Source organism: Rhizobium sp. 01T437, from assembly GCF_056398505.1.
The window spans coordinates 404751-430386 of sequence record NZ_JBFTPM010000004.1; the positions used below are offsets into that span (position 1 = coordinate 404751).

21 protein-coding genes and 2 riboswitches are annotated in these 25636 nt (G+C 59.9%); of the genes, 7 read left to right on the plus strand and 14 right to left on the minus strand.

Going from position 1 to position 25636, the window contains the following annotated elements; all coding sequences use genetic code 11:
- Nucleotide 1: 1 nt before the first annotated feature.
- Together AC1DM5_RS10520 and AC1DM5_RS10525 are read left to right on the plus strand one after the other, a co-directional pair.
- Nucleotides 2-1000, plus strand: a complete 999-nt coding sequence (locus tag AC1DM5_RS10520; protein WP_007820370.1) for a LacI family DNA-binding transcriptional regulator — start codon at nucleotides 2-4, stop codon at nucleotides 998-1000.
- Nucleotides 1001-1105: 105 nt separating this feature from the next.
- Nucleotides 1106-3349 carry a glycoside hydrolase family 2 protein gene (locus tag AC1DM5_RS10525; RefSeq protein ID WP_477818104.1) on the plus strand — a complete coding sequence of 748 codons (2244 nt, stop codon included), beginning with the start codon at nucleotides 1106-1108 and terminating at the stop codon, nucleotides 3347-3349.
- Nucleotides 3350-3455: 106 nt separating this feature from the next.
- On the opposite strand, the gene AC1DM5_RS10530 is transcribed toward AC1DM5_RS10525, so the two are convergent.
- The 4 genes from AC1DM5_RS10530 to AC1DM5_RS10545 all read right to left on the minus strand — a co-directional run bounded on the left by AC1DM5_RS10530 (nucleotide 3456) and on the right by AC1DM5_RS10545 (nucleotide 7809).
- On the minus strand, nucleotides 3456-4571 hold the full coding sequence (locus AC1DM5_RS10530) for an ABC transporter ATP-binding protein (protein ID WP_477818103.1): 1116 nt from the start codon (nucleotides 4569-4571) through the stop codon (nucleotides 3456-3458).
- 3 nt (nucleotides 4572-4574) lie between these two features.
- A complete protein-coding gene (locus tag AC1DM5_RS10535; RefSeq protein WP_477818102.1) occupies nucleotides 4575-5522 on the minus strand; it encodes a carbohydrate ABC transporter permease in 948 nt (315 codons plus the stop codon).
- On the minus strand, nucleotides 5519-6472 hold the full coding sequence (locus AC1DM5_RS10540) for a carbohydrate ABC transporter permease (RefSeq protein ID WP_477818101.1): 954 nt from the start codon (nucleotides 6470-6472) through the stop codon (nucleotides 5519-5521). Before AC1DM5_RS10540 ends, AC1DM5_RS10535 begins: the two co-directional genes overlap by 4 nt.
- Nucleotides 6473-6549: 77 nt before the next feature.
- Nucleotides 6550-7809, minus strand: a complete 1260-nt coding sequence (locus AC1DM5_RS10545; RefSeq protein WP_477818100.1) for an ABC transporter substrate-binding protein — start codon at nucleotides 7807-7809, stop codon at nucleotides 6550-6552.
- A gap of 314 nt (nucleotides 7810-8123) precedes the next feature.
- Between AC1DM5_RS10545 and AC1DM5_RS10550 the strand changes: the two genes are divergently transcribed.
- Nucleotides 8124-9176, plus strand: coding sequence for a LacI family transcriptional regulator (locus AC1DM5_RS10550; protein WP_477974956.1), 1053 nt, complete (start codon nucleotides 8124-8126; stop codon nucleotides 9174-9176).
- 18 nt (nucleotides 9177-9194) lie between these two features.
- On the opposite strand, the gene AC1DM5_RS10555 is transcribed toward AC1DM5_RS10550, so the two are convergent.
- The 7 genes from AC1DM5_RS10555 to AC1DM5_RS10585 all read right to left on the minus strand — a co-directional run bounded on the left by AC1DM5_RS10555 (nucleotide 9195) and on the right by AC1DM5_RS10585 (nucleotide 19937).
- Nucleotides 9195-10442, minus strand: a complete 1248-nt coding sequence (locus tag AC1DM5_RS10555) for an adenylate/guanylate cyclase domain-containing protein (protein ID WP_477818098.1) — start codon at nucleotides 10440-10442, stop codon at nucleotides 9195-9197.
- A gap of 92 nt (nucleotides 10443-10534) precedes the next feature.
- Nucleotides 10535-11509 carry a class 1b ribonucleoside-diphosphate reductase subunit beta gene (gene nrdF, locus AC1DM5_RS10560; RefSeq protein ID WP_477974958.1) on the minus strand — a complete coding sequence of 325 codons (975 nt, stop codon included), beginning with the start codon at nucleotides 11507-11509 and terminating at the stop codon, nucleotides 10535-10537.
- A gap of 16 nt (nucleotides 11510-11525) precedes the next feature.
- Complete coding sequence (nrdE, locus tag AC1DM5_RS10565) at nucleotides 11526-13694, minus strand: class 1b ribonucleoside-diphosphate reductase subunit alpha (protein WP_477818096.1); 2169 nt, start codon at nucleotides 13692-13694, stop codon at nucleotides 11526-11528.
- Nucleotides 13673-14086 carry a class Ib ribonucleoside-diphosphate reductase assembly flavoprotein NrdI gene (nrdI, locus tag AC1DM5_RS10570; protein WP_477818095.1) on the minus strand — a complete coding sequence of 138 codons (414 nt, stop codon included), beginning with the start codon at nucleotides 14084-14086 and terminating at the stop codon, nucleotides 13673-13675. The genes nrdE and nrdI overlap by 22 nt, the downstream gene beginning before the upstream one ends.
- Before the next feature lie 13 nt (nucleotides 14087-14099).
- On the minus strand, nucleotides 14100-14321 hold the full coding sequence (gene nrdH / locus AC1DM5_RS10575; protein ID WP_037103253.1) for a glutaredoxin-like protein NrdH: 222 nt from the start codon (nucleotides 14319-14321) through the stop codon (nucleotides 14100-14102).
- Between the two features lie 265 nt (nucleotides 14322-14586).
- Nucleotides 14587-14814: riboswitch (cobalamin riboswitch) on the minus strand.
- Nucleotides 14815-14990: 176 nt separating this feature from the next.
- Nucleotides 14991-17315: a 5-methyltetrahydropteroyltriglutamate--homocysteine S-methyltransferase gene (gene metE / locus AC1DM5_RS10580; protein WP_477818094.1), complete on the minus strand. Its 2325-nt coding sequence runs from the start codon at nucleotides 17313-17315 to the stop codon at nucleotides 14991-14993.
- 108 nt (nucleotides 17316-17423) lie between these two features.
- Nucleotides 17424-17629: riboswitch (cobalamin riboswitch) on the minus strand.
- Nucleotides 17630-17669: 40 nt separating this feature from the next.
- Nucleotides 17670-19937, minus strand: coding sequence for a heavy metal translocating P-type ATPase (locus AC1DM5_RS10585; RefSeq protein WP_477974960.1), 2268 nt, complete (start codon nucleotides 19935-19937; stop codon nucleotides 17670-17672).
- 71 nt (nucleotides 19938-20008) lie between these two features.
- On the opposite strand from AC1DM5_RS10585, the gene AC1DM5_RS10590 reads away from it, so the two are divergent.
- Together AC1DM5_RS10590 and AC1DM5_RS10595 are read left to right on the plus strand one after the other, a co-directional pair.
- Nucleotides 20009-20431 carry a MerR family transcriptional regulator gene (locus tag AC1DM5_RS10590; protein WP_477818092.1) on the plus strand — a complete coding sequence of 141 codons (423 nt, stop codon included), beginning with the start codon at nucleotides 20009-20011 and terminating at the stop codon, nucleotides 20429-20431.
- Nucleotides 20432-20571: 140 nt separating this feature from the next.
- Complete coding sequence (locus AC1DM5_RS10595) at nucleotides 20572-21783, plus strand: TIGR03862 family flavoprotein (protein WP_477818091.1); 1212 nt, start codon at nucleotides 20572-20574, stop codon at nucleotides 21781-21783.
- On the opposite strand, the gene AC1DM5_RS10600 is transcribed toward AC1DM5_RS10595, so the two are convergent.
- The 3 genes from AC1DM5_RS10600 to msrB are packed head-to-tail and all read right to left on the minus strand — an operon-like array spanning nucleotide 21770 to nucleotide 22503.
- The gene (locus AC1DM5_RS10600) at nucleotides 21770-21859 is read right to left on the minus strand and encodes a hypothetical protein (protein ID WP_477818090.1); all 90 of its coding nucleotides are present in this window, start codon (nucleotides 21857-21859) and stop codon (nucleotides 21770-21772) included. The genes AC1DM5_RS10595 and AC1DM5_RS10600 overlap by 14 nt on opposite strands.
- Complete coding sequence (locus tag AC1DM5_RS10605; RefSeq protein WP_477818401.1) at nucleotides 21852-21998, minus strand: hypothetical protein; 147 nt, start codon at nucleotides 21996-21998, stop codon at nucleotides 21852-21854. The genes AC1DM5_RS10600 and AC1DM5_RS10605 overlap by 8 nt, the downstream gene beginning before the upstream one ends.
- A 16-nt stretch (nucleotides 21999-22014) precedes the next feature.
- A complete protein-coding gene (gene msrB / locus AC1DM5_RS10610; RefSeq protein ID WP_477818089.1) occupies nucleotides 22015-22503 on the minus strand; it encodes a peptide-methionine (R)-S-oxide reductase MsrB in 489 nt (162 codons plus the stop codon).
- Nucleotides 22504-22935: 432 nt separating this feature from the next.
- On the opposite strand from msrB, the gene AC1DM5_RS10615 reads away from it, so the two are divergent.
- A complete protein-coding gene (locus AC1DM5_RS10615) occupies nucleotides 22936-23895 on the plus strand; it encodes a helix-turn-helix domain-containing protein (protein ID WP_477818088.1) in 960 nt (319 codons plus the stop codon).
- A gap of 167 nt (nucleotides 23896-24062) precedes the next feature.
- The gene (gene adh, locus AC1DM5_RS10620) at nucleotides 24063-25571 is read left to right on the plus strand and encodes an aldehyde dehydrogenase (RefSeq protein ID WP_477818087.1); all 1509 of its coding nucleotides are present in this window, start codon (nucleotides 24063-24065) and stop codon (nucleotides 25569-25571) included.
- Nucleotides 25572-25636 lie beyond the last annotated feature (65 nt).

A 25636-nucleotide genomic window follows, 5' to 3' on the forward strand; every position in this document is an offset into this window, starting at 1 on the left:
AATGAGCGGAACGAACAGACGGCGGATCACCTCGAAGGAACTGGCGAAACTCGCCGGTGTGTCCTCCGCGACGATTTCGAGGGCTTTCTCGCCGGATTCGCGGATCGGCAGCGCCACGCGCGACCGCATCCTCGCCGTTGCCCGTGAATATGGCTACCAGCCGAATGCGATCGCCCGCTCTCTGAACAACCAGCGTTCGCGCCTCGTCGCCCTCGTCGTCAACGCCATCGGCAACCCCTGCGAGGCCGAGGAGCAGCAGCTCCTCGTCCATCGCCTGCAGGCCCGTCAGCTCCTGCCCATCATTCTCTGCTGCGCCGATCATTCGGATCGCCTGCAGTTGATGCGGCTCGCCTCCACCTATCAGGTCGATCACGTCGTCATCTTCTCCGACATGGTATCGATGCAGGACGCCGTCGACATCTTCCATACCACGAAGCCGATTATCGTTTCCTTCGAGCCGCTTGAGAACGAGGATGTTTCCAACATCCGCATCGATGGCGCCGTCGGCGCCGGCGAGATCATCGACAAGATCGTCGGCGACGGCAAACGGCGCTTCGCCTATCTCTCCGGCACCAAGTCGAGCTGGATCGACAAGCTGCGCCGCAAGTGGTTTGCCGACGCTCTGGCGCGTCACGGCCTTGCCTTCGAAGCGGAAGCCTTCGGCGATTATTCCTACGATTCCGGCTTCAAGGAGGCCGTTCTCTTGCTGCACCGTTCCAAGGTCGATGCCATCATCTGCGGCAACGATGTGATGGCGATCGGCGCGCGCGACGCTGCCCGCCGCGTGCTCGGAAAGAATACGCCTGAGGATATTGCCATCGTCGGCCAGGATGGCATTGCCATGGCCGCCTGGGACTGCAACGACCTGACGACGCTGAGCCTTGACCACGTGGCCTTTATGGACGCGGTCGTCGAGGTGATCGAACGCCATGAGGCCGGCGACGAAGGTCCGCACAGCATTACGCTTGCCTGCACACCCCGCTGGGGTTCGACCGCCTGAGGGGCGACTCCAGTCATTCGCATCGAGGAGGAATATCGATGATCACCCTTTCACGCGCCGCTGCCAGGCGCCGCCTCTCCCCTGCCGCCTGCCGGGGAGCCTGAGATGCGTTCCGTCGTTTCCCTCAATGAATCCTGGAGCTTCCACGAAGGTTTTGGCGAGCGCCTGACCGAGGCTTTCGACGGCGACCATATGGTCAGCCTGCCGCACACGGCTGTCGAGCTGCCCTTCAACTATTTCGACGAGAAACGCTATCAGCGCGCCTTCACCTATCAGAAGGTGCTGCGCTGGCTGCCGGAATTCGAAGGCCGCGAAGTCTCCATCCTCTTCGATGGTGCCATGGCCGACAGCGTCGTCTATCTGAACGGCGAAGAGATCATTGCTCATAAGGACGGCTATACGCCCTTCGAAGCCCGCCTGACCGGCAAACTGATCAAGGGCGAGAACCTGATCACGGTCAAGATCGACGGCAATGAGAACCCCGCCATCCCGCCCTTCGGCGGTCGCATCGACTACCTCACCTATGCCGGCATCTATCGCGACGTCTGGCTGAAGGTCACCGACAAGGTCTCCATCCGCAATCTCAAGATCGAGACACATGACGTTCTGTCCGACATGAAGTCGGCGACGGTCCGCATTGATGTCGCCAATCCACAGAGCCTGACCTATGCCGCGACCATTACGGCCTCGCTGAAGGGTGCCGATGGTATCGTGCTCGCAAGTGCTGCCGGTGAAACGATCGGCTCCGTGACGACGCTCTCGTTCGGCGGACTGACGGGCATAGAACTGTGGGACCTGTCAAACCCGGCGCTCTACGAAATTGTCGTCGATCTCAGAACCGAACATGGCTCGGACAGGGCATCCGCCCATTTTGGCTTCCGCACAGCCAAATTCACGCCGGAAGGTTTCCTGCTCAACGGCCGGCCCGTGAAGCTTCAGGGCCTCAACCGCCATCAGGCTTACCCCTATATCGGTTACGCAGCCGGCCGCTCCGCACAGGAGCGTGACGCCGACATCATGAAAAAAGTGCTTAAGTGCAATATCGTGCGTACTTCGCACTATCCGCAGTCGAAATGGTTCCTCGACCAGTGCGACCGCATCGGCCTGCTCGTCTTCGAAGAAATCCCCGGCTGGCAGCATATCGGCGATCTCGATTGGCAGAGGGAGTCCATCGAAAACGTTCGCCGCATGATCGAGCGCGACTGGAATCATCCCTCGATCATCATCTGGGGCGTGCGCATCAACGAGTCGCTCGACAGCCACGACTTCTATACCGCGACCAACCGGCTGGCCCATGAGCTCGATTCCACGCGCCAGACCGGCGGCGTTCGCTACCTGACCGAAAGCGAGCTTCTGGAAGACGTCTATACGATGAACGACTTCATCCTCGGCAATGAGGAATTGCCGGGCGCCAATCGCCCACGCACGGCGCTTCGCAGGCAGCAGGAAAATACCGGCCTCTCCTACAAGGTCCCCTACATCATCACCGAGTTCAACGGCCACATGCATCCCACCAAGATGTATGATGCCGAGCAGCGCCAGGCCGAGCATGTGCGCCGCCATCTGGAAGTGCTGAACGCTGCTTACGGCGACCCCGATATTTCGGGCGCGATCGGCTGGTGCATGTTCGACTACAACACCCACAAGGATTTCGGCTCCGGCGACCGCATCTGCTATCACGGCGTCATGGACATGTTCCGCGAACCGAAATTCGCGGCCTACGCCTATGCCAGCCAGTGCGACCCTTCGGATGAGATCATCATGAAGCCGGTCACCTTCTGGGCGCGCGGCGAACGCAGCATCGGCGGTGTGCTGCCGCTGATCATCCTGACCAACTGTGACGAGGTTGAGCTGAAATACGGCTCGCTGACGAAGCGCATCGGTCCGGATCGCGAGAACTATCCGCACTTGCCGCATCCGCCCGTCGTGCTCGACCACCGCCATTTCACCCAGGATGAACTCGGCCGCTGGGGGCTGGAATGGATCGACGGTGAATTCACCGGCTTCATCAATGGCGAGCCCGTGGCCAGACTGACGCTGGCAGCCGATCCGCTGCCGACCACACTGGAAGTCGCGCCCGACAGCACCACGCTGAAGGCCCGCGAACGCGACACGACCCGCGTCGTCATCCGCGCGCTCGACCAGCGCGGCCAGCGCCTGCCCTTCCTGAACGATGCTGTAACGCTGACCGTCAAAGGCCCTGCAAAGATTGTCGGCCCGACGACCGTACCGCTCCAGGGCGGCACGACGGGCTTCTGGCTGGAAGCAACCGGCTTGACAGGGGAAATCACGGTCGAAGCGACATCGAGCCACTTCGCACCGGTAACACTCTCGGTGGCGGCCGTCTGACGGCCGACAGAGCATTTCCGTTTTTCTTCGAATACGGAAATGCTCTATCTCTTTGTTTTCACGCAATTCCGGACCAAAACCGCTGCACACTTTTGCTGGAATTGCTCTATGCAATCCTGAGCTGGCTGGCGGGATCGAAGAACACCGCCTTGTCGAGATTGAAGGCAAGGCGGGTGTTCTGACCAGGCAGAATGCCGGTATCGGCCCCAAGGCGCGCCACCACCGACTTGCCGCCGAGCTTGGTGACGGCAAACGTATCCGAACCCGCCGGTTCCACGACTTCGATGGCGCAGTCGCCATGAACGACCGACTTCGCCTTGCGGTCGGCCCCGTCAGGGTCCGTCAATGCTTCGGGACGAATGCCGAAGATCACCTGCTTGCCCGCATAACCGGTCAGGCTGTTACTGCCAGAATTGACCGGTAGCTTCAACGGCTCGGCATTGGGACGCTCCAGCGAGACCTGCAACCCGCCGTCGCCGTTTTCGACGGTCGCGTTGAGCAGGTTCATCGCAGGCGAGCCCATGAAGTCTGCCACGAAGACATTGGACGGGCTGTTGTAGATTTCCGCCGGCGTACCGAACTGCTGCAGCACGCCGTCCTTCAGCACGGCGATCTTCGTCGCCAGTGTCATCGCCTCGATCTGGTCATGGGTGACGTAGACGATCGTCGTTCCCATGCGCTGGTGCAGGCGCTTGATTTCGGTGCGCATGTCGACGCGCAGCTTCGCATCCAGGTTGGAGAGCGGCTCGTCGAACAGGAACACTTGCGGATTGCGCACCAGCGCACGGCCCATCGCCACGCGCTGCCGCTGGCCACCGGAAAGCTGCGAAGGCTTTCGATCCAGGAGATGGCCGATCTGCAGCATGTCGGAGACCTGCTTGATCGCCTTCTCGCGCTCATCCTTCGGCACACCGCGAATTTCCATGCCGAAGGCGATATTGCCGGCAACGGTCATGTTCGGATAAAGCGCGTAGCTCTGGAACACCATGGCGATATCGCGCTTGGACGGGTGCAAGCCGTTGATGGAGCGGCCATCGATGCGGATCTCACCCGAAGTGATCGCTTCCAGCCCGGCGATGGTGTTGAGCAGCGTGGACTTACCGCAGCCGGACGGGCCGACCAGCACCAGGAAGCCACCCTTTTCGAGTTCCAGGTCGATCCCCTTGAGAATGTCGACGGCGCCGAAGCGCTTTTTGAGACCGGAAATTTCAAGGAAAGCCATGGATCACCCTTTGACGGCGCCCGCCATCAGACCGCGCACGAAATAGCGGCCGGCGAGGATATAGACGATGAGCGTAGGAACGGCCGCGATCATCGCCGCAGCCATGTTGACATTATATTCGACCACGCCGGTCGAGGTATTGACGACATTATTGAGCGCCACCGTCATCGGCATGGAGTCACCCGTACCGGCATAGGCCGAGGCGAAGAGGAAGTCGTTCCAGATATTGGTGAACTGGTAGATGACCGTCACCACGATGATCGGCAGCGAATTCGGCAGCATGATACGGCGAAAGATCTGAAAGAAGCTCGCGCCATCGACCTGCGCGGCCTTCACGAGTTCAGTCGGAAAGGCCTCATAGAAATTACGGAAGAACAGCGTCGTGAAGCCGAGACCATAGACAACGTGCACGAAAACGAGGTTCACAGTCGGATTGCCGAAACCGAAGCTGAAACCGGTCGCGTTCTGAAGCGTCATACCGAAACGGCCGAGCGTACCGAGAATGGTCGCCATCGGCAGCAGCACCGACTGGAACGGAATGAAGCAGGCAAAGAGCATCAACCCAAAGACCAGCGTATGGCCGGGAAAACGCCATTTGGTCAGCACGTAACCATTGAGCGCACCCATGATGGTCGAGATGGCAACCGCCGGCACGACCATCTTGATCGAGTTCCAGAAATAGCCCTTGATACCGGCGCAGGTGAGGCCGACGCAGGCTTCGCCCCAGGCCTTGAACCAGGGATCGAGCGTCGGTGCCTGCGGCAGAGCCAGCATATTGCCGTTCTGGATCTCATCCATGGTCTTGAACGAGGTCGTCAGCATCACGAAGAGCGGCATCAAATAGAGAACAGCGAAGATCAGCAGCAGGCCGTAGATGATGACGCGGCCGACCCAGCGGCCGCTATTGCCGCCTTGCGCGGTCGCGATATCGGGAGAGGTAACGCTGCTCATCGCGCCTTCTCCTTCAGTTCGGAATAGAGATAGGGCACGATGATCGCCGAGATGGTCATCAGCATGATGATGGCGCTTGCGGAACCGACAGCCATTTCATTTCGCTTGAAGGTATATTCGTACATGAAGTTGGACGGCAGCCAAGCCGAGCCGCCGGGGCCGCCTGAGGTCAGTGCCACGACGAGGTCGTAGGACTTGATCGCCATATGGGCGAGCACRATGAAGGCCGACAGGAAAATCGGCCGCAGCATCGGAATGACGATGCGCCGGTACATCTGGAAGGGCGATGCGCCGTCAATCTGCGCAGCCTTCATGATTTCGCCGTCGATGCCACGCAGGCCCGCGAGGAACATCGCCATGACGAAGCCGGAGGCCTGCCAGACACCGGCGATGACGACGGTGTAGATGACGAAATCCTTGTTCTTGATCCAGTCGAAATGGAAGCTCGTCCAGCCGAAATGATGCAGCGTCTGCTCAAGCCCAAGGCCCGGATCGAGGAACCACTTCCAGGCAACACCCGTCACGATGAAGGACAGCGCCATCGGATAGAGGAAGATCGGACGCAAGATGCCTTCGCCGCGGATTTTCTGGTCGAGAAGGATCGCGAGCAATAGGCCGAGCGCCAGGCAGATGAAGATGTAGAGGAAACCAAAGATCCCCATATTGGTGATCGATGTGTACCAGGAGGACGGCGGATCGCTTTCGAAGGTCCAGCGCCAGAGCCGCTGATAAGCGCGCGCGCCCGTAATTGCATAAGACGGAAAGGTCTTGGAATTGGTGAAGGAGAGATAAGCCGTCCAGACGATGAAGCCATAGACGAAGATCACCGTGATCAGAAAGCTCGGCGCCAATACGATCTTGGGCAGCGCATCCTGCAGCCGGCCGCGAATGGACGTGCGGGTTGAAGATTTCGATGTCAGGACCGGATCGGTGGTCGCAACTGTGCTCATGTGATCATCTCCTCCCCGCATCGCAGGGGCTGCGGCCTCCCCGCAAGAGTGCGGGAAAGCCTTGATCGATTGGAAGATTAGCGAGCGTCGTCGATCGCCTGGACGAGCTGCTTGACGGCTTCGTCGGAGGTCTTGATCTGACCATGGACGAACTTCGAGACAACGTCCTTATAGGCGTTGGCGATAGCCGGCGGTGCGCCATAGCCCTGTGCCAGTGAGCCGAACAGGGTGCCGCCCTCGTTAGCAGCCTTCAGATCGGCAATACCCTTCTTGCCGCAGGCGTCGAAAGCCGTATCCGGAACGTCGGTACGGGCCGGAACCGAACCTTTGACGACGTTGAAGGCGGACTGGAAGCTCTTCGACAGCGTTGCCGTGGCGAGCGCGACCTGAGCGGCCTTGCGGTCGTCAGGAACGTTGAACATGCCGAACATGTCCGAGTTGTAGATCACGCTGCCGTCGGTGCCCGGAAAGCGGTAGCACAGGAAGTCGGTGTTCGGGGTCTTCTTGGCGGCTACGAATTCGCCCTTCGCCCAGTCACCCATGACCTGCACGAGTGCATCGCCCTTGATAACCATGGCCGTCGCCAGGTTCCAGTCACGGCCCGAGAAGTTCGGATCGACATACTGGATGATCTTGGCGAGGTTATCGAACGACTTCTTCATCGTGTCGGACTTCAGGGAGGCCTCGTCGAGGTCGTTGAAAGCCTTCTTGTAGAATTCCGGACCACCGGTGGACAGCACGATGGAGTCGAACATCGTGGCTTCCTGCCAGTTCTGACCGCCGAGAGCGAGCGGGATGACGCCGGCTGCCTTAGCCTTGTCGAGTAGGGCGATCAGGTCGTCGAAGGTCTTCGGTTGCTTGCCGCCGATCTTGTCCATGACGGACTTGTTGATCCACAGCCAGTTGACGGAGTGGACGTTGACAGGTGCTGCGACCCACTTGCCGTCATAGACGGAAAACTTCTGCAGCGCTGCCGGAACAGACTTGTCCCAGCCTTCCTTCTTCGCCGTCTCGGTCAGGTCGCCCATGACGCCTGCCTGGGCATAGTCGAGAACGGTATAGCCGAGCATCTGAGAAGCGGTCGGATAGGTACCTGCGGCAACCATCGCCTTCAGCGCGGTCATGGCTGCGTCGCCGCCACCGCCCGCAACCGGCACGTCCTTCCAGGCAAAGCCTTCCTTAGCGAGGTCCTGCTTCAGCACGTTGAGCGCCGCGGCTTCACCGCCGGACGTCCACCAGTGCAGCATCTGAACTTCCTTGACGTCAGCGGCGTGAGCGCTGCCGAAACCAGCCATCATCACGACAGCAAGAGCTGCCGAGCTCAAAAACTTGCGCATGAATATCCTCCCGTTCGTAAGTGGCGGCGAGATCCACCTCGGCCGCCCCGATGTCTTCCGCCGTGAGGGCGGCCAAACACCACACTACACCGCACCTCCCAGCGCGGTTAACAATTTAAAACGTTATAAACACGGTCACGTCAAGTCCTTCCTCGACTCCCGAGAAAAATATGATTAGTCCGATAAATATTGATTTTATTTGCCTTTTTTCTGATCGCCTAAGAAACTGTAAAAATTTAAATCGTTTGCATTGATTGATTGCGTGCCGGTTTCATCGTGTTATTGTAGCCGCGATCCAGCACGGAATGTCCCCAGTGACCGAATCGTCCCAACTGCAACGCGGTGAAAATCCGGATGGTGCGCAAAAGCGCGGCAAGCCGACCTTGCGCACCATCGCGACATTGACCGGTCTTGCGGTGACGACGGTTTCGCGCGCACTCAGCGACGCACCGCAAATATCAGTCGAAACGCGCGAGCGCGTCCATCGCATTGCCCGCGAGATCGGTTACCTGCCGGACCGCGCTGCCCAGCGTCTCAAGACAGGACGCACCAACGTCATCAGCATTCTTCTCGACCCGCATCAGGAAGTGGTCGGCTTCGGCACGGCCATTATGTACGGCATCGCCAAGGTGCTGAAAGAGACATCCTATCACCTCGTCGTCGCCCCGAACTTCCTGTCGACGACCGATCTCGAAGCGGCGGAATATATCGTTCGCAACAATTTCGCCGACGGCCTGATCTTCACGCGGACGGAACCCTTCGACGCAAGGGTGCGGATGCTGCAGGAAGTCGGCTTTCCCTTTGTCTGTCATGGCCGCACCGAGTTTTCGACACCGCACCCTTACGTCGATTACGACAATTATGCCTTCGCCTACGAAGCCACCCGGCGCCTGATCGCCAAGGGCAGGAAAAAGGTCACAGTCGTCATGCCGCCGAAGCGGCTGACCTTCAGCCAGCACATCCTTCATGGCTTCATGACCGCCGTGCGCGAGGCCGGCGTCGCCTACGAGATATCGGAAGCAGTCACGCTCGATTCACCGGCCAACGAGATCAGGGATTTCTTCCGCGCCCGCGCCGCAGCCCCCGATGTTCCCGATGGCTTTGTCTGCCCGGGCGAGGTTTCCGCGCTGGCGCTTGTCAGTGCCATGGGTGATGCGGGCCACGTCCTGGCCGAGGACTATGACATCGTCGCCAAGGAAACCTCACATCTCATCACCCATCTTCAGCCGAAGATCGAAACCATCTATGAAGATTTGGTGGAAGCTGGCGAACATCTCGGCCAGATGCTTCTTCAGCGCATCAGCAATCCGGCAGCGGAGAGCCAGAGCCTGCTCTTACCACCGCAGATCAATTTTCCGGTGGCTTAGAGCCTTTCGGGAAAGGCTCTAAGCCACGTCACGACCGTTTATCGGCTTCTCGCGGAAGGCGAAGACTTCGACGGGCTCCCCGAGCCCGCGCAGCGGAAAGGTGCCGAGATTGTCCATCTCTTCCGTGCAGGTCGCCATCTCAACGAAAGCGCGCGACAGAAGCACCGGCCGCTTGACCTCCTTGGTCAAGGTTTCAAGCCGCGAAGCGACATTGACTGCCGGGCCTATGACGGTGAAATCCAGCCGCCGACGCGAACCGATATTGCCGTACATGACGTCACCGACGTGGACGCCGACGCCGTATCGCAGGGGATCACGTCCCAAACGCTGATGTTGCTCATTCAGTTTCGCCATCGCCTCCTGCCCTTCACGGATCGCCGTCAGCAGATCCTCGCATGCCGAAGGCTTCGACAGCGGGAAGATAGCAAGCAGTCCGTCACCCATGAATTTCAGGATTTCGCCTCCATGCCGCTCGATCGGATCGGACATGGCATCGAAATAGTCGTTGAGCAACTGGATCACGTCATCGCGCGGCCAGAGATCGGAGATCGCCGTGAAATCGCGCAGGTCGCAGATCATGATCGCCGCGCCGACGGTCGTGCCGCTGCCGCGGGTGATGACGCCGGAGAGAATCTGTTCGCTCGCATGCGGCCCGACATAAGTCTGCAGCAGCGTGCGCGCCATGATGTTCTTGAGCCGGATCTCGCTGACGAGAGTGAGAGCCGGCAGCAGATCGCGCAGGAAATCCACGTGTTCGCCGGTAAAACCGCCTGGCCTATTGGTGGAGAACGTAACGACGTGGCGCTTGTCGAACGTATGATCGATCGGCCAGGCGATATATTCGGAATAGCCGTCGTCGCGCAGTTCCTGGTAGAAGGGATAGTCGTCGCCCTCCCATAAATCCTCAAGGTTCTTCCGCACCTCGTTGGCGCCTTTGTGGATCTCGTTGACCGGGCTATTGAGGAATTGCGGCGTGGTTTCCACCCCGTAAGCAAAGGTGTCGATCTTCGCCTCTTCCATGCCTTCCACCCACAGGATGCGAGCGCCGATCCATTGCGGATGGTTCGTGCGGAAATGCAAGCTCGACCGGTTCACCGGCACGCCGGCTGCCAGCAGCCGCTTGCACATCTCCACCAGGATATTGTCGATGAAACGCTCGTTGCGGGTCTCGTTGATCAGCCAATCGAGAATTCGGCGCCTGCGGATTGGCCAGACGCCTTCGGCAGCTTCACTTGCCGGATCAGTCGCTTCGAAAGAGGGCCTCATAAAAACTCCCGCTACGCCACATTCAACGAATACACCGCGCTGAATGTGGGCGATAGCGGACCGAATGATAAGAGGCTTCGTAAAGATAAACCTCAGAAATCCCAGTCTTCGTCCTCGGTCGCCACCGCCTTGCCGATGACGTAGGACGAGCCGGAGCCGGAGAAGAAGTCGTGATTCTCATCGGCATTCGGTGAAAGGGCAGACAGGGTCGCCGGATTGACCTTGCAGGCTTCGGCCGGGAACAGCGCCTCATAACCGAGGTTCATCAGCGCCTTGTTGGCATTGTAGTGCAGGAACTTCTTGACGTCCTCAGTCAAACCAACGCCGTCATAAAGCGCTTCGGTATATTTCGCTTCGTTGTCGTAGAGCTCGAGCAGCAGGTCGAAGGCAAAGTCCTTGATCTCCTGGCGGCGCTCTTCGGAGAGTTTTTCAAGTCCGCGCTGGAACTTGTAGCCGATATARTAGCCGTGCACGGCCTCGTCGCGGATGATSAGGCGGATCAKGTCGGCCGTGTTYGTSAGCTTGGCCCGGCTCGACCAGTACATCGGCAGATAGAAGCCAGAATAGAAGAGGAAGCTTTCGAGGAAGACGCTTGCGACCTTCTTCTTCAAGGGATCGCCGGACGCATAATGCTCCATGATCAGCGCCGACTTCTTCTGCAGGAATTCGTTTTCTTCCGACCAGCGATAAGCGTCATCGACGTCAGGCGTCAGGCAGAGCGTCGAGAAGATCGAGGAATAGGAGCGCGCATGCACCGCCTCCATGAAGGAGATGTTGGAAAGCACCGCCTCCTCGTGTGGCGTTACCGCATCCGCCATCAGCTTGACGGAGCCGACACCGTTCTGGATCGTGTCGAGCAGCGTCAGCCCGGTGAAGACGCGGATCGTCAGCTGCTGCTCGGCCGGCGTCAGTGTCCCCCAGGAGGGAATATCGTTCGACAGCGGCACCTTTTCCGGCAGCCAGAAATTGCCGGTCAGCCGATTCCAGACTTCGAGATCCTTGTCGTCCTCGATGCGGTTCCAGTTGATGGCGCGCACGCGGCTGACCGGTTTGAATTGCATGTTCATCATTATCTCCGGTCGGTTAGAGCGTGCAGGAAACGCAACCCTGCACCTCGGTGCCGGACAGCGCCATCTGGCGAAGGCGGACGTAATAGATCGTCTTGATGCCCTTCTTCCAGGCGTGGATCTGGGCGCGGTTGATGTCGCGCGTGGTTGCCGTATCGCGGAAGAACAGCGTCAGCGACAGGCCCTGGTCGACATGCTGAGTGGCCGCCGCATAGGTGTCGATGATCTTATCAGGCCCGATCTCGTAGGCATCCTGATAGTAGTCGAGATTGTCGTTGGTCATGAACGGCGCCGGATAGTAGACGCGGCCGATCTTGCCTTCCTTGCGGATCTCGATCTTCGAAACGATCGGATGGATCGAGGAGGTCGAGTGGTTGATGTAGGAGATGGAGCCCGTCGGCGGCACCGCCTGCAGGTTCTGATTATAGAGGCCCGAAGCCATCACGGCCTTCTTCAACTCCAGCCAGTCTTCCTGTGTCGGGATATGAATGCCGGCATCATCGAACAGCGCCTGAACCTTCGCGGTAGCCGGCTTCCATTCCTGGTCCGTATATTTGTCGAAATAGTCGCCCGAGGCATATTTCGAATTCTCGAAACCCTTGAAGCTCGCTCCACGCTCCACCGCCAGACGATTGGAGGCGCGGATCGCGTGATAGGTCACCGTATAGAAATAGATATTGGTGAAATCGATGCCTTCTTCCGAACCGTAATGGATGCGCTCGCGGGCGAGGTACCCATGCAGGTTCATCTGTCCCAAGCCGATCGCGTGGCTATCATCATTGCCCTTCTCGATCGACGGCACCGACGAGATATGGCTCATGTCGGAAACGGCCGTCAGCGCGCGGATCGAGGTCTCGATCGTCTTGCCGAAATCGGACGAATCCATCGCCATGGCGATGTTCAGTGAGCCGAGATTGCACGAGATATCCTTGCCCATCGTCTTGTAGGAAAGGTCGTCATTGAAGATGCTGGCTTCGCTGACCTGCAGGATTTCAGAGCAGAGATTGCTCATGCTGATGCGGCCGGCGATCGGATTTGCCCGGTTCACCGTGTCTTCGAACATGATGTAGGGATAGCCGCTCTCGAACTGGATTTCGGCAATCACCTGGAAGAATTCGCGCGCCTTGATCTTCTTCTTGGTGATACGGGCATCCGCCACCATCTCGCGGTACTTTTCCGTCACCGAGATTTCGGTGAAGGGCACGCCATAGACCCGCTCCACGTCATAGGGCGAGAAGAGGTACATATCCTCATTGTTTTTGGCGAGCTCGAAGGTGATGTCGGGCACGACGACGCCGAGCGACAGCGTCTTGATGCGGATCTTCTCGTCGGCATTTTCGCGCTTGGTATCGAGGAAGCGCATGATGTCAGGGTGATGGGCGTTGAGATAAACGGCACCCGCACCCTGCCGAGCACCGAGCTGGTTGGCGTAGGAGAACGAGTCTTCGAGCAGCTTCATGACGGGGATGATGCCGGAAGACTGGTTTTCGATCTGCTTGATCGGCGCACCGGCCTCGCGGATGTTCGTCAGCGACAGCGCCACACCGCCGCCGCGCTTGGAAAGCTGCAGCGCCGAATTGATGGAACGGCCGATCGATTCCATATTGTCTTCGACACGCAGCAGGAAGCAGGAAACGAGCTCGCCGCGCTGCTTCTTGCCGGCATTGAGGAAGGTCGGCGTTGCCGGCTGGAAACGGCCGGTGATGATCTCTTCGACCAGATCGCGGGCAAGCTGCTCATTGCCTTCGGCAAGAGCCAGCGCCACCATGCAGATACGATCCTCGTAGCGCTCCAGATAGCGTTTACCGTCGAAGGTCTTAAGCGTGTAGCTGGTGTAATATTTGAAGGCGCCGAGGAAGGTCGGGAAACGAAACTTCTTGGCATAGGCTTCGTCGAACAGGTCGCGGACGAAATTGAAGGAATACTGGTCGAGCACTTCCTGCTCGTAATAGCCTTCGGTCACCAGATAATCGAGTTTCTCCCTGAGATTATGGAAGAACACCGTGTTCTGGTTCACATGCTGCAGGAAATACTGCTTGGCCGCAAAGCGATCCTTGTCGAGCTGGATCTTGCCTTGCTCATCGTAGAGGTTCAGCATTGCGTTCAGCGCGTGATAATCCAGCGCGTCTGCTGCCTTTAGCGGTTTTGCGCCCGCATCCCGCGTCAGATTTGTTCCCGTGTCCAAAATCGTCCCATCCCGTCTTTGACATTGGCGACATCCTCAGCAGTCCCCAAAAGCTCGAACCGGTAGAGGTACGGCACCTGGCACTTCTGCGAGATCACGTCGCCGGCAAGCCCGTAGGTCTCGCCGAAATTGCTGTTGCCCGCTGCGATCACGCCGCGGATGTTGGAGCGGTTTTCCGCATCGTTGAGGAAACGGATTACCTGCTTGGGCACGGCTCCCTTTACGATCCCGGGGCCGCCGTCGCCGCAATAGGTGGGCGAGATCAGCACATAGGGTTCGTGAATGAGGACGTCTTCAGCGCCGAGGGGAATGCGCGCCGCACGCAGTCCCAGCTTCTCGACGAAACGATGGGTATTTTCGGACCGGCTGGAATAATAGACGATCAGGCCCATCGCTCTTCTCCGATCAGGAGAGTGCGCTGATCATATCGGGACGGAAACCCGCCCAGTGGCTGTCGCCGGCAACGACGACCGGAACCTGCATGTAGCCCATGCCGCGCACACGATCGAGCGCATCGGCATCTTCGGAAATGTCGATGATCTGATAGTCGACGCCCAGACGGTCGAGGGCGCGGTAGGTAGCGGTGCACTGTACGCAGGCAGGCTTGCTGTAAACGGTAACGCTCATCATGTTCCTCGTGATTTCAATGGATTCCGGACGCAATACTGGGATCGGGCGCCTTGCGGCGTCCGAGGCAACGCTTGATATTGATCTGGCAAGGTTGGCGCTTTACACGCCGAATTCGACCCCTCGCGGGATTTGCGCGGGCAGCGGCTTTGATATTCTCGACATAACTTCAACCCCGAAGTTCTCATGCGGACGTTCGGGGGCAGCGCAACAGCTGCGGATTTCATCCGCCTCATACATACGCGACCTTCCGGACACCCCGCCCGTGGACATCTAGTTCAAGGCAGGTCTCCTGGCTCGCGGGTCGAAGCACCCTGCCCCCAGCCTTCCCAAAGCTTCATGCCTCAGTGACCTGAAATCGGACAGTTGCTCGCCGCTTACAGTTGCGGGGGCAGCTCCGGCCTTGTTTTGCCCTCATGGCAAAACGCACCGTATTCCCATCTTAGCCTGCGATCCCTAGCGAATCGAAGGAACCTTGAACACTAGATATAGTACGCGAATCCCGGTTTGCGTCAACGGATGGTTTGTGCATCGCGTTACGGCATGTTTGAAATCACTGCATTCCTGTGAAAAACGTGGTTAACGAATGCTTAAAGAAAGCAGGCTGTGGAGAAGGCGCTAATGAAGAGAGCCGGCCTATAGCCGGCTCTCTGATTTTCGAGTCCAGGTTCAGGCCCGAATCGTCGATGCGGCATGTCGTAATATTCGGGCGGCAGCGACCATGTTGACAAGCGCCGGGCGAACCTCTTCCCACCTGCGTGTCTTCAATCCGCAATCCGGATTGATCCAGAGCTGCCCGTCCGTCAGACGCTCGCGCGCCAGCGCCAGAAGCTCCGTCATCTCCGCGACATCGGGAACGCGCGGCGAATGGATGTCGTAGACGCCGGGGCCGATCTCGTTCGGATATTTGTAGCTGCGGAAGGCCTCCAGCAGTTCCATCTTCGAACGTGACGTCTCGATGGAGATCACATCGGCATCCATCGCCGCGATGGCATCGATGATCTGGTTGAACTCCGAATAGCACATATGCGTATGGATCTGCGTTTCGTCTGCCACGCCGGAGGCGCATAGGCGGAAACTCTCGACGGCCCAGTCGAGATAGGTCTTCCAGTCGGCCTTGCGCAGCGGCAGGCCTTCGCGGAGCGCCGCCTCGTCGATCTGGATCATCGCCGCACCGGCCCTCTCGAGATCGAGCACCTCGTCGCGGATCGCCAGCGCGATCTGCCGGCTGACATCGGCACGAGAGAGATCGTCGCGCACGAAGGACCAGTTGAGGATCGTCACCGGCCCGGTCAGCATGCCCTTCACGGGCTTCTCCGTCAGCGACTGCGCATAGCGCCACCACTCCACTGTCATCGGCTTCGGCCGGGAGACGTCGCCGAAGATAACAGGCGGTCGGACATAACGGGAGCCATAGCTCTGCACCCAGGCATGCTGCGTGAAGGCGAAGCCGGAAAGCTGCTCACCGAAATACTGCACCATGTCGTTGCGTTCGAATTCACCGTGGACGAGCACGTCCAGGCCGATCTCCTCCTGCCAGCGGATCGCCGCTTCGGTCTCCTTTTTCAGGAAGGCATCGTAGTCCGCCTCGCTGATCGTGCCCTTGGCGAAAGCGGAGCGGGACTTTCGAACATCTGATGTCTGCGGGAAGGAGCCGATCGTCGTCGTCGGGAACAGCGGCAGGCGAAGCTTACGCTCCTGCAGTCCGGTCCGCTCGGCAAAATCGCTGCTGCGTGTCTTCATCGCCTCGTCGATCGCGGCAACCCGCTGTCTGACCTTCAGATCATGTACGCGCGTAGATGCGGCGCGCGATGCAACGGCCCGCGAGGCTGCCGCAATCACCTGAGAGGCCTTGCCGGCATCGCCGAGCGCTGCGAGCTCATCGAGCTTCTGGGCAGCGAAGGCGAGCCATGATTTCAGCTCACCATCCAGCCCGCTCTCCAGTTCCAAATCGATCGGCACGTGCAGCAACGAACAGGACGGCGCGATCTGTAGCCGGTCCGCACCAAAGTGCTCGACAAGCGGCTCGATCCTTTTCCGGATCGCCACAAGGTCTGCCTTCCAGATATTGCGCCCGTCAATGACGCCAAGCGAAAATGTCAGATCGCTGGGTGTCTTGAGAAGGGCATCGATCTGCTGTGAAGCGCGAACGAGATCGACATGCAGGCCGGCAACCGGCAGCGAGAGCGCCGTCGGCAGATTGTCGCCGATCTCGCCGAAATAGGTGGCGAGCATGATCTTCAGGTCGGGCACCAATTCATGCAGCGCACGGTAGGTATGCTGCAGTGCTGCCTGCTCTTCCTGTGAAAGATCGAGCCCGAAGCAAGGTTCGTCGATCTGCACCCAGTCGGCACCGGCTGCACGAAGTTCTGCCAGTACTTTTGCATAAACAGGTAACAAGCGTGCAAGCAGGTCGAGCGGCGCAAAACCTTCTTCGCTTCCCTTGGCGAGTTTCAGGAAGGTGACCGGACCCAGGATGACTGGCCGGGTGTCGATGCCAAGTGTCTTGGCCTCGATGAAGGCATCAAGTGGCTTGTTCGCCGTCAGGGCGAAGGTCTGATCCGGGCCGAGTTCCGGCACCATGTAGTGGTAGTTCGTGTCGAACCATTTTGTCATTTCCAGCGCCGGCACGCCATGCCCGTGATGGTGCTGATGGCCGCAATCGGCATGCGCCTCTTCGCCGGTGGAGCCGCGCGCCATCGCGAAATAGGTGTCGAGAGAAACTTGCCCGCCCTTCCAGCCATAGGCGGCGGGAATGGCACCGACCATGACCGCCGTATCGAGCACATGGTCGTAAAATGAGAAATCGTTGGAAGGGATGATATCGATCCCCTTCTGCTTCTGCAGGAGCCAGCTTTCCGCCCGCAGCCGCTTGCCGACATCGAGAAGCGCGCCGGCATCGGATTTGCCGGCCCAGTAACTTTCCAATGCGAATTTGAGTTCGCGATGCTTTCCGATCCTGGGAAAGCCGAGATTTGCAGTCTTGATAGTCATTTTCCTTACCCCGAAGGTTATGGGCAAGGCTGCGGCACGACGCATCGACGAGATCCGGCCATGGGAATGCCGTCTCGCGCAAAGCGGCACACCGGGACACCCCGCCCGTGGACGTTATCTATCGCGGCAGGTCTCCTGGCTTGCGGGTCATCGACATCGTCCAGTCTTCCCGGGCGTCTTCCCAGTGACGTCGAAGGACGGTGTCTCTCCGCTTACAGTTGCGGGGGCAGCTTCGGTCTTGGCAATGGCCGCACCGAATTCCCTCTTAGCTTGGGATCAACAGATCCCAAGAACCAACGATGGGGCAAGCATGCACCTGCCGCATCGCAACGTCAAGATGATATAAAGAAATCTTTATGTCTTTATCTGAAGAAGCCGAAGCGCATTCATCGTCACCAGCACGGTCGCACCCGTATCGGCGAGGATCGCCGGCCACAGGCCGGTAATGCCGATGATGGTGGTGACCAGGAACACGGCCTTCAGCCCGAGCGCGATGGTGATGTTCTGGAAGATATTGCGCATCGTCCGCTTCGAAAGGTCGATCATCCGGGCTACGTCGCCGACACGCCCATGAAGCACAGCCGCATCCGCCGTTTCCAGCGCCACGTCGGTGCCTCCACCCATGGCGATGCCGACATCGGCAGCGGCAAGTGCCGGCGCGTCATTAATGCCGTCACCCACCTTGGCAACGAACAGACCTTCCTTCTTCAGTTCGCCAACAATGCGCTGTTTGTCCTGCGGCAGGAGTTCGCCGCGCCAGTCGATGCCGAGATCGCCGGCAACGGCTGCCGCCGTGCGCTTGTTGTCGCCGGTCAGCATGATGGCGCGCACGCCCGCTGCCTTCAGCGTTGCAAGCCCGCTCTTTGCGTCTTCACGAGGCTCGTCGCGCATAGCAATGAGACCGGCAGCGACACCATTGACGAGCAGTACCGAGACGCTCTTGCCCGCGCCGTTCAGCACCGCGACCTGTTCGTCCTGTTCCGCATTCAGCGCCCCGCGCTCGCGCGCAGCCGGCGGTGACAGGAGATCGAGCGTCTCCCCACCCACCTTGCCGGTCATGCCCTTGCCGGGCAGCGCTTCGACTTCGAAAGCTGGCGGCACGGGTACGCCATCGGCCTTGGCGCGATTAAGGATCGCAAGCGCCAGCGGATGGCTGGAGCCTTGCTCCAGAACAGCAGCGCGCGAAAGCACTTCTGCCTCGGTGCGTCCATAGGAAATGACATCGGTGACTTGCGGCTTGCCCTCGGTCAACGTGCCGGTCTTGTCGAAGGCAACGGCCGTCACCTTACCGAGCGATTCCAAAACCGCTCCGCCCTTCATCAGCAGACCGCGGCGCGCACCCGCCGAAAGCGAGGCGGCAATCGCCGCCGGCGTGGAAATGACCAGCGCACAGGGGCAGCCGATCAGCAGGATTGCGAGACCCTTGTAGACCCATTCGCCCCATGCCCCGCCCATCAGCAGCGGCGGCAAAACGGCGACCAGAGCCGCCACGACGACGACACCAGGCGTATAGTAGCGGGAGAAGCGGTCGATGAAACGCTCCGTCGGCGCCTTCGATTCCTGTGCCTCCTCCACCAGCTTGACGACGCGGGCAATCGTATTGTCCTCGGCAGCGGCCGTGACACGCACACGCAATGCGGCATCGCCATTGACCGTGCCGGCGAAAACCGTCTCGCCTGCCCCCTTACGCACCGGCGTGCTTTCGCCCGTCACCGGCGCCTCATCGATAGCGCTCTCACCAGAAACAATTGTACCGTCGGCGGAAATCCGGTCTCCCGGCCGCACGAGAATGACGGAACCGACGGAAAGCGTCTCGGCCGGTACTTCCTTCACCTCGCCACCCGTCTCGAGCAGAGCGTTCTTCGGCACCAGCGTCGTCAGTGACTGGATGCTGGCGCGCGCCTTGCCGGCAGCCACTCCTTCCAGCAACTCGCCGACGAGGAACAGGAAGACGACCGTCGCCGCCTCTTCGCCAGCATTGATGATGACGGCGCCGACAGCGGCAATCGTCATCAGCATTTCGATCGAAAAGGGCGTGCCGGAAAGTGCGGCCATCACCGCACGGCGCGCGATCGGCACCAGCCCGACCAGCATGGCAACGATGAAGGCATAGGAAGCGATCGATGGCACCAGATGGCCGAGCACATAGGCGGCAACGAGTGCGAGGCCGGAAAGGATCGTCAACCGGCCCTTCTTGCTCTGCCACCAGGGACCGGTCATCGGCCCATGATCATGGCCGTGCAGCCCCTCGACCTCCTCGGCGCCGTGCGAATGATCGAGACCGGAATGATCATGACCAGCATGATCGTGATGGTCGTGATCATGATGCTCATGCCCATGGTGATTATGGTCGTGATGCGCATGATCATGGCCGGTCTTGCTCTCGCGAGCAGGTGCGTTGCCCGTGAGCGGAGCAACCGAATAGCCGAGGCCGGTCACCCTCTTCTCGATCGCTTTGAGATCGCTGCTGCCATCGTGGCGCACCGTCATCGTACCTGCTGTCACCGACACGGAGACGTCTTCGACTCCGAGCACGCGCCTGACGGCCGTATCGATTTTCGTTGCGCAGGCGGCGCAATCCATGCCGCCAACCCGGTACCGTGCCTGTGCTGCTTCGCTCATGATTTCGATCCTTGCTTGTAAGCAGTATCGTTCCTACATCCTCTAGCGACTAGAGGTGCAAGAGGAAAATCATGAAAAAGATCACCATCGGTGAGGCTGCCCGCCAGAGCGGCGTCAAGGTCCCGACGATCCGCTATTATGAGGGCATCGGCCTGCTGTCGGCGCCGAGCCGCAGCGAGGGCAATCAGCGCTCCTACGAACCATCAGACCTCAACCGCCTCGCCTTCATCCACCACGCCCGCGAACTCGGCTTCGAGATCGATGCAATCCGCACATTGCTGCAGCTGCAGGACGACCCTTACCAGTCCTGCGCATCCGCCGATGCCATCGCCAAGGCTCGCCTGATCGAGGTTGAACAGCGCATCCGCAGCCTCAACGCCCTGAAGGCCGAGCTGGAACAGATGGTCGAAGGCTGTGGCCATGGCCGCGTCGATCAATGCCGGGTCATCGAGGTGTTGGCCGATCACGGCAAGTGCGTGCATCCGCATCATTAGAGCGCCGTGCGCCCGTTCGGACGCACAAAGGACGCTCTACTCTTTGAATCGACGCATCGGGCTTTCCGAAAATCGAATCCGATTTTCGGGCCGATGCCGTAGGGCTTGCGCTCGTTGACCGCCCGCGCCAAGAAGGCGCTATGAAACAAAAGACAATCGCGATCATCGGCGGTGGCCCCGCCGGCCTTTCGGCAGCCGAAGTTTTGTCGGCAAGCGGTCATGCCGTTTCCGTCTATGACGCGATGCCGACCTTCGCCCGCAAATTCCTGCTCGCCGGCAAGTCCGGCCTCAACATCACCCATTCCGAAGACTACGAGCGCTTCGCTACCCGCTTTGGCGGTGCCAATCCCCATCTGCGCTCCGCCCTCGACGCCTTCACCCCGGCCGATATCCGCGCCTGGGCGGCCGGCCTTGGCACCGAGACCTTCGTCGGCTCCTCCGGCCGGGTCTTTCCCGAGGTCATGAAAGCCTCGCCGTTGCTGCGCGCCTGGCTCGCCCGTCTGGAAGCCCGCGGCGTCAGCTTCTTCACCCGCCACCGATGGATCGGCTTTGCAGAAGGCGGCCATGTTTTCGAAACACCCGACAGCAGCAAGACCATTTCCTGCGACGCAACACTGCTCGCACTCGGCGGTGCCAGCTATCCGCGTCTCGGCTCGGATGCCGGTTGGGTGCCGCTACTCTCCGAACGCGGCATAGTGATCGCGCCGTTTCGCCCCGCCAATTGCGGTTTCGATGTCGCCTGGAGCGAACTCTTCCATGATCGCTTCGCCGGAGAGCCTCTGAAATCGGTGACGGCAACATCAGGCACCGGGACATTTCCGGGCGAATTCGTCATTAGCAAACACGGCATCGAAGGCAGCCTCGTCTATGCCCACTCGGCCGCTTTGCGTGACGACCTGTTGCAGCATGGCAAGGCAACCCTCTCGATCGACCTAGCTCCTGGCCGCACGCTCGAACGCCTGTCTCGTGATCTCGTTCGGCAGGATACCAAGACAAGTTTCTCCAACCGCCTGCGCAAGGCCGCCGGCCTCGACGGCGTAAAGGCAGCACTTCTGCGCGAGCTCATGCCTGAGACCGATCGCAACGATCCGCACAAACTCGCCGCCGCCATCAAGGCCCTGCCTGTTCCATTGCTGCGCCCACGCCCCATCGCCGAGGCCATATCCTCTGCCGGCGGCATTACCTTCAGCGAAATCGACGAGACCTATATGCTGAAACATCTCCCTGGCACATTTGCAGCCGGAGAGATGCTGGATTGGGAGGCGCCAACGGGCGGCTATCTGCTGACCGCCTGTTTCGCCACGGGCCGAGCAGCAGCGAGAGGCGTCGAGGGCTGGTTCAGCCGAAGGTGAAGGCGAAAGCCTGCACGCCGGGATCGAGGAAATGGATCTCGAACGTGTGGTCGCCGACCGGCCCGGTCTCACGCACCAGCTGGTAGAGCCGCTGGCAGCGTGCTGCGCAGGAAAGGCTGGCCGGTACGGGCGAAAACGAAGGGCAGCACCGGCAGGATGCAGGGGCTGACAATCGTCAGCACCCCACCGAGATAGGCAAGGACGAAGAGAAGCATCGGGGTAATCCGTCAATCAGGCAGAAGCCGGGTGGAATGTCATGGCCACGCCGTTCATGCAGTAGCGTAGGCCGGTCGGCTTCGGCCCGTCATTGAAGACGTGGCCGAGATGCCCGCCGCAGCGGCCGCAATGAACGGCATCGCGCACCATGCCAAAGGTGGTGTCGCGCGTCGTGCCGACGACCTTGTCGTCAAGCGGCGCCCAGAAGCTCGGCCAGCCCGTTCCGCTGTCGAATTTCGTGGTCGAGGAAAAGGCCTCCTGATCGCAGCCCGCACAGGCGAAATTGCCCTTGCGTTCTTCGTGCAGCAACGGGCTTGTGAAGGGATATTCCGTTCCCTCCTGCCGCAGCACCGAATATTGATCCGGCGTCAGAAGCTTGCGCCACTCTTCGTCGGTATGGGTAACGGCGAAGCTCTCCTCCGCCATGGCGTGGCTGCCAAAACCGAAGCGCAGGGCAAAGGCGCCAAGTCCGGCTGTGGTCAGCAGCAATCGTCTGTTCATCATCGCTTTGCTCTCCTAGTCAGCAGCTGCGACAGGTTCTCTTGTCTGGTAGACAACGCCAGGTGAGACTTATTCCCGGCATAGCGATTTTTCTTTCGTTGTTGCCTACTGAGGAAACTACGAAGCCGCGCTGCGATCTGTTTCACTGTCACCAGCGCAAACACTGAAATGTGAAGTCCGCGATATCAGCAGCCGGCGCCCGCCGGCCGCTATATCCATTGAAATACGGCGCTACTCCGCAAAATCAGCCTCGGGCAAGCAGCCGGCTGGTCATATTATCGCGATCACGATGCTCGGGCGGACAGCGCAACTGTCTCAGAAATGCGACACTCACCACCAGGCAAATTCCATTCACGCAATCTGCCGTCATGCCGGCCTGATTGCAAAGCTGCCATATTTACATCAGAATATGCGCAAGTTCTGGGAGGAGCCTCTATGCACGAACAATCCGCGCATGCGGAGCATGTCTATACGTGCGCCCAGCAAAATTCCGCTGCGGCCAGCTCTCCAATCGTGGCTTCCTGGCGGCGCTGCATGACAATGTACCAACTGGCGCCAGAAGATAAGCGCGTGCCGCTACGCCTCACCGAGCAGGAATTTGGCCTGGCGCGGGAGCAATCCGAACAGTTGATCGCCGATGCCCGGGAGGAACTCGACCGGCTCTTTGCAACCGTCGGCAAGGCCGGCTGCTGCCTTCTGCTGACGGATCGCGATGGCATTGCGCTTGAGCGCCGCGGCGCCGCCGGCAATGACAAGGAGTTCCACGATCTCGGCCTCTGGACCGGTTCCGTTTGGACCGAAGCCAGCATCGGCACCAACGGCATCGGCACGGCACTCGCCGATGACCGCGCCGTCGCCGTTTTCCGTGACCAGCATTTTTATTGCTCCAACATCAAGCTGAGCTGCACCACTGCGCCGATCCGCGATCACCGCGGCCTGCTGGCCGCTGCGCTGGACATTTCCACCTGCCGCGACGACGTCAATGAGATGACGCTCAGCATCCTGTCGCAAGCCGTGCGTGATGCGGCGATGCGCATCGAGCTCAACCTCTTCCGTTCCGCCTTTGCAGGTGCCCGCTTCGTCATGGTGCCGGCCGGCGTCAATTCCGCCAACGCGCTGCTCGCCGTCGACCGGCATGATCTCGTTCTCGGCGCTACGCGTGCCGCCCGCCTTGCACTCAAGCTTGACGACAGGCACATCGCCGCCGGCATTCCGGCTTCCGATGCACTGCATGAAGGCCGCGTTTCACAGGAAGAAGAGATGGCCGAAGCCGAGAAGGCGGCGCTGCTGCGCGCGCTATCGCGCACGCACGGCAATGTCTCTCAGGCCGCTTCAGCCCTTGGCATCAGCCGCGCCACGCTGCACCGGAAGATGAAGAAGCTCGACCTGCACTGAGACGGACCGAAAGGTTCAATCACGTTTTCGTGGCGCTCTAGGAACCTGTCGCAACTCTGCGACACTGTGCACTGCGGTATTGGCGAGCCGCCCTGTTCCGTCAGGCGAAAGCGACACAGATTTCCTCCCATGGTTCGATCCGGAACCGTTCATCAAGGGAGGATGACATGCTTCATCAGAAAATCGTCGAGTCGCCGTACAAGCTGAGATACGGCAACTACATCGGTGGCGAATGGCGTGAGCCGATCGGCGGCAAGTATTTCGACAACGTCACGCCCGTCACCGGCGGCAAGCTCTGCGAAATCCCGCGCTCGGATGAAAAGGACATCAACGCCGCGCTCGATGCCGCCCATGCCGCCAAGGAAAAATGGGGCCGTACATCGACCACCGAGCGCTCCAACATCCTCATGAAGGTCGCCCAGCGCATGGAAGACAAGCTGGAGCTTCTGGCCCAGGCCGAAACCTGGGACAATGGCAAGCCGATCCGTGAAACCATGGCGGCCGACATTCCGCTCGCTATCGACCACTTCCGCTATTTCGCCTCCTGCATCCGCGCACAGGAAGGCACGATCGGCGAAATCGACCATGATACCGTGGCCTATCACTTCCATGAGCCGCTCGGCGTCGTCGGCCAGATCATTCCCTGGAACTTCCCGATCCTGATGGCGACATGGAAGCTGGCCCCGGCACTCGCCGCCGGCAACTGCGTCGTCATCAAGCCCGCCGAACAGACACCTGCCTCGCTGCTACTCTGGGCAGAACTCGTCGGCGATCTCCTGCCGCCCGGCGTGCTCAACATCGTCAATGGCTTCGGTCTCGAAGCCGGCAAACCGCTCGCCTCCAGCCCGCGCATCGCCAAGATCGCCTTCACCGGCGAGACGACGACGGGCCGCCTCATCATGCAATATGCCAGCCAGAACCTCATTCCGGTCACGCTGGAACTCGGCGGCAAGTCGCCCAACATCTTCTTTGCCGATGTGGCGGCCGAAGACGACGATTTCTTCGACAAGGCGCTCGAAGGTTTCGCCATGTTCGCGCTGAACCAGGGCGAAGTCTGCACCTGCCCGAGCCGCGCTCTCATCCAGGAATCGATCTATGACCGCTTCATGGAACGGGCCGTCAAACGCGTCGAAGCCATCACGCAGGGCAACCCGCTCGATCCGGCAACGATGATCGGTGCACAGGCCTCAACCGAGCAGATGGAAAAGATCCTCGCCTATCTCGATATCGGCAAGCAGGAAGGCGCACAGGTGCTAGCAGGCGGCTCCCGCAACGATCTCGGCGGCGAGTTGTCTGAGGGCTATTACATCAAGCCGACTATCTTCAAGGGCCACAACAAGATGCGTGTGTTCCAGGAAGAAATCTTCGGCCCGGTCGTCTCGGTCACCACCTTCAAGGATGAGAAGGAAGCGCTCGAGATCGCCAACGACACGCTCTACGGCCTCGGCGCCGGTGTCTGGACCCGCGACGGCAACCGCGCCTATCGCTTCGGCCGGGAAATCCAGGCCGGCCGCGTCTGGACCAATTGCTACCATGCCTACCCCGCCCATGCGGCCTTCGGTGGCTACAAGCAGTCCGGCATCGGCCGTGAAACGCACAAGATGATGCTCGATCACTATCAGCAGACCAAGAACATGCTGGTCAGCTACAGCCCGAAGAAGCTCGGCTTCTTCTGAGAAGCAGTCGATCATGCTATTATCGCGCCTCCTCCCTTCACGGGGAGGAGGCATTGTCTTGGAGG

Coding starts and splice junctions, on each gene's coding strand:
- AC1DM5_RS10555 (WP_477818098.1), bottom strand. CDS start 10,442: ATGAGGCCCTCTTTCGAAGCGACTGATCCGGCAAGTGAAGCTGCCGAA.
- nrdH (WP_037103253.1), bottom strand. CDS start 14,321: ATGAGCGTTACCGTTTACAGCAAGCCTGCCTGCGTACAGTGCACCGCT.
- metE (WP_477818094.1), bottom strand. CDS start 17,315: ATGACTATCAAGACTGCAAATCTCGGCTTTCCCAGGATCGGAAAGCAT.
- AC1DM5_RS10615 (WP_477818088.1), top strand. CDS start 22,936: ATGCACGAACAATCCGCGCATGCGGAGCATGTCTATACGTGCGCCCAG.
- msrB (WP_477818089.1), bottom strand. CDS start 22,503: ATGATGAACAGACGATTGCTGCTGACCACAGCCGGACTTGGCGCCTTT.
- AC1DM5_RS10590 (WP_477818092.1), top strand. CDS start 20,009: ATGAAAAAGATCACCATCGGTGAGGCTGCCCGCCAGAGCGGCGTCAAG.
- AC1DM5_RS10535 (WP_477818102.1), bottom strand. CDS start 5,522: ATGAGCAGCGTTACCTCTCCCGATATCGCGACCGCGCAAGGCGGCAAT.
- AC1DM5_RS10585 (WP_477974960.1), bottom strand. CDS start 19,937: ATGAGCGAAGCAGCACAGGCACGGTACCGGGTTGGCGGCATGGATTGC.
- adh (WP_477818087.1), top strand. CDS start 24,063: ATGCTTCATCAGAAAATCGTCGAGTCGCCGTACAAGCTGAGATACGGC.
- AC1DM5_RS10525 (WP_477818104.1), top strand. CDS start 1,106: ATGCGTTCCGTCGTTTCCCTCAATGAATCCTGGAGCTTCCACGAAGGT.
- AC1DM5_RS10545 (WP_477818100.1), bottom strand. CDS start 7,809: ATGCGCAAGTTTTTGAGCTCGGCAGCTCTTGCTGTCGTGATGATGGCT.
- AC1DM5_RS10595 (WP_477818091.1), top strand. CDS start 20,572: ATGAAACAAAAGACAATCGCGATCATCGGCGGTGGCCCCGCCGGCCTT.
- nrdI (WP_477818095.1), bottom strand. CDS start 14,086: ATGGGCCTGATCGTCTATTATTCCAGCCGGTCCGAAAATACCCATCGT.
- AC1DM5_RS10605 (WP_477818401.1), bottom strand. CDS start 21,998: ATGCTTCTCTTCGTCCTTGCCTATCTCGGTGGGGTGCTGACGATTGTC.
- AC1DM5_RS10530 (WP_477818103.1), bottom strand. CDS start 4,571: ATGGCTTTCCTTGAAATTTCCGGTCTCAAAAAGCGCTTCGGCGCCGTC.
- AC1DM5_RS10520 (WP_007820370.1), top strand. CDS start 2: ATGAGCGGAACGAACAGACGGCGGATCACCTCGAAGGAACTGGCGAAA.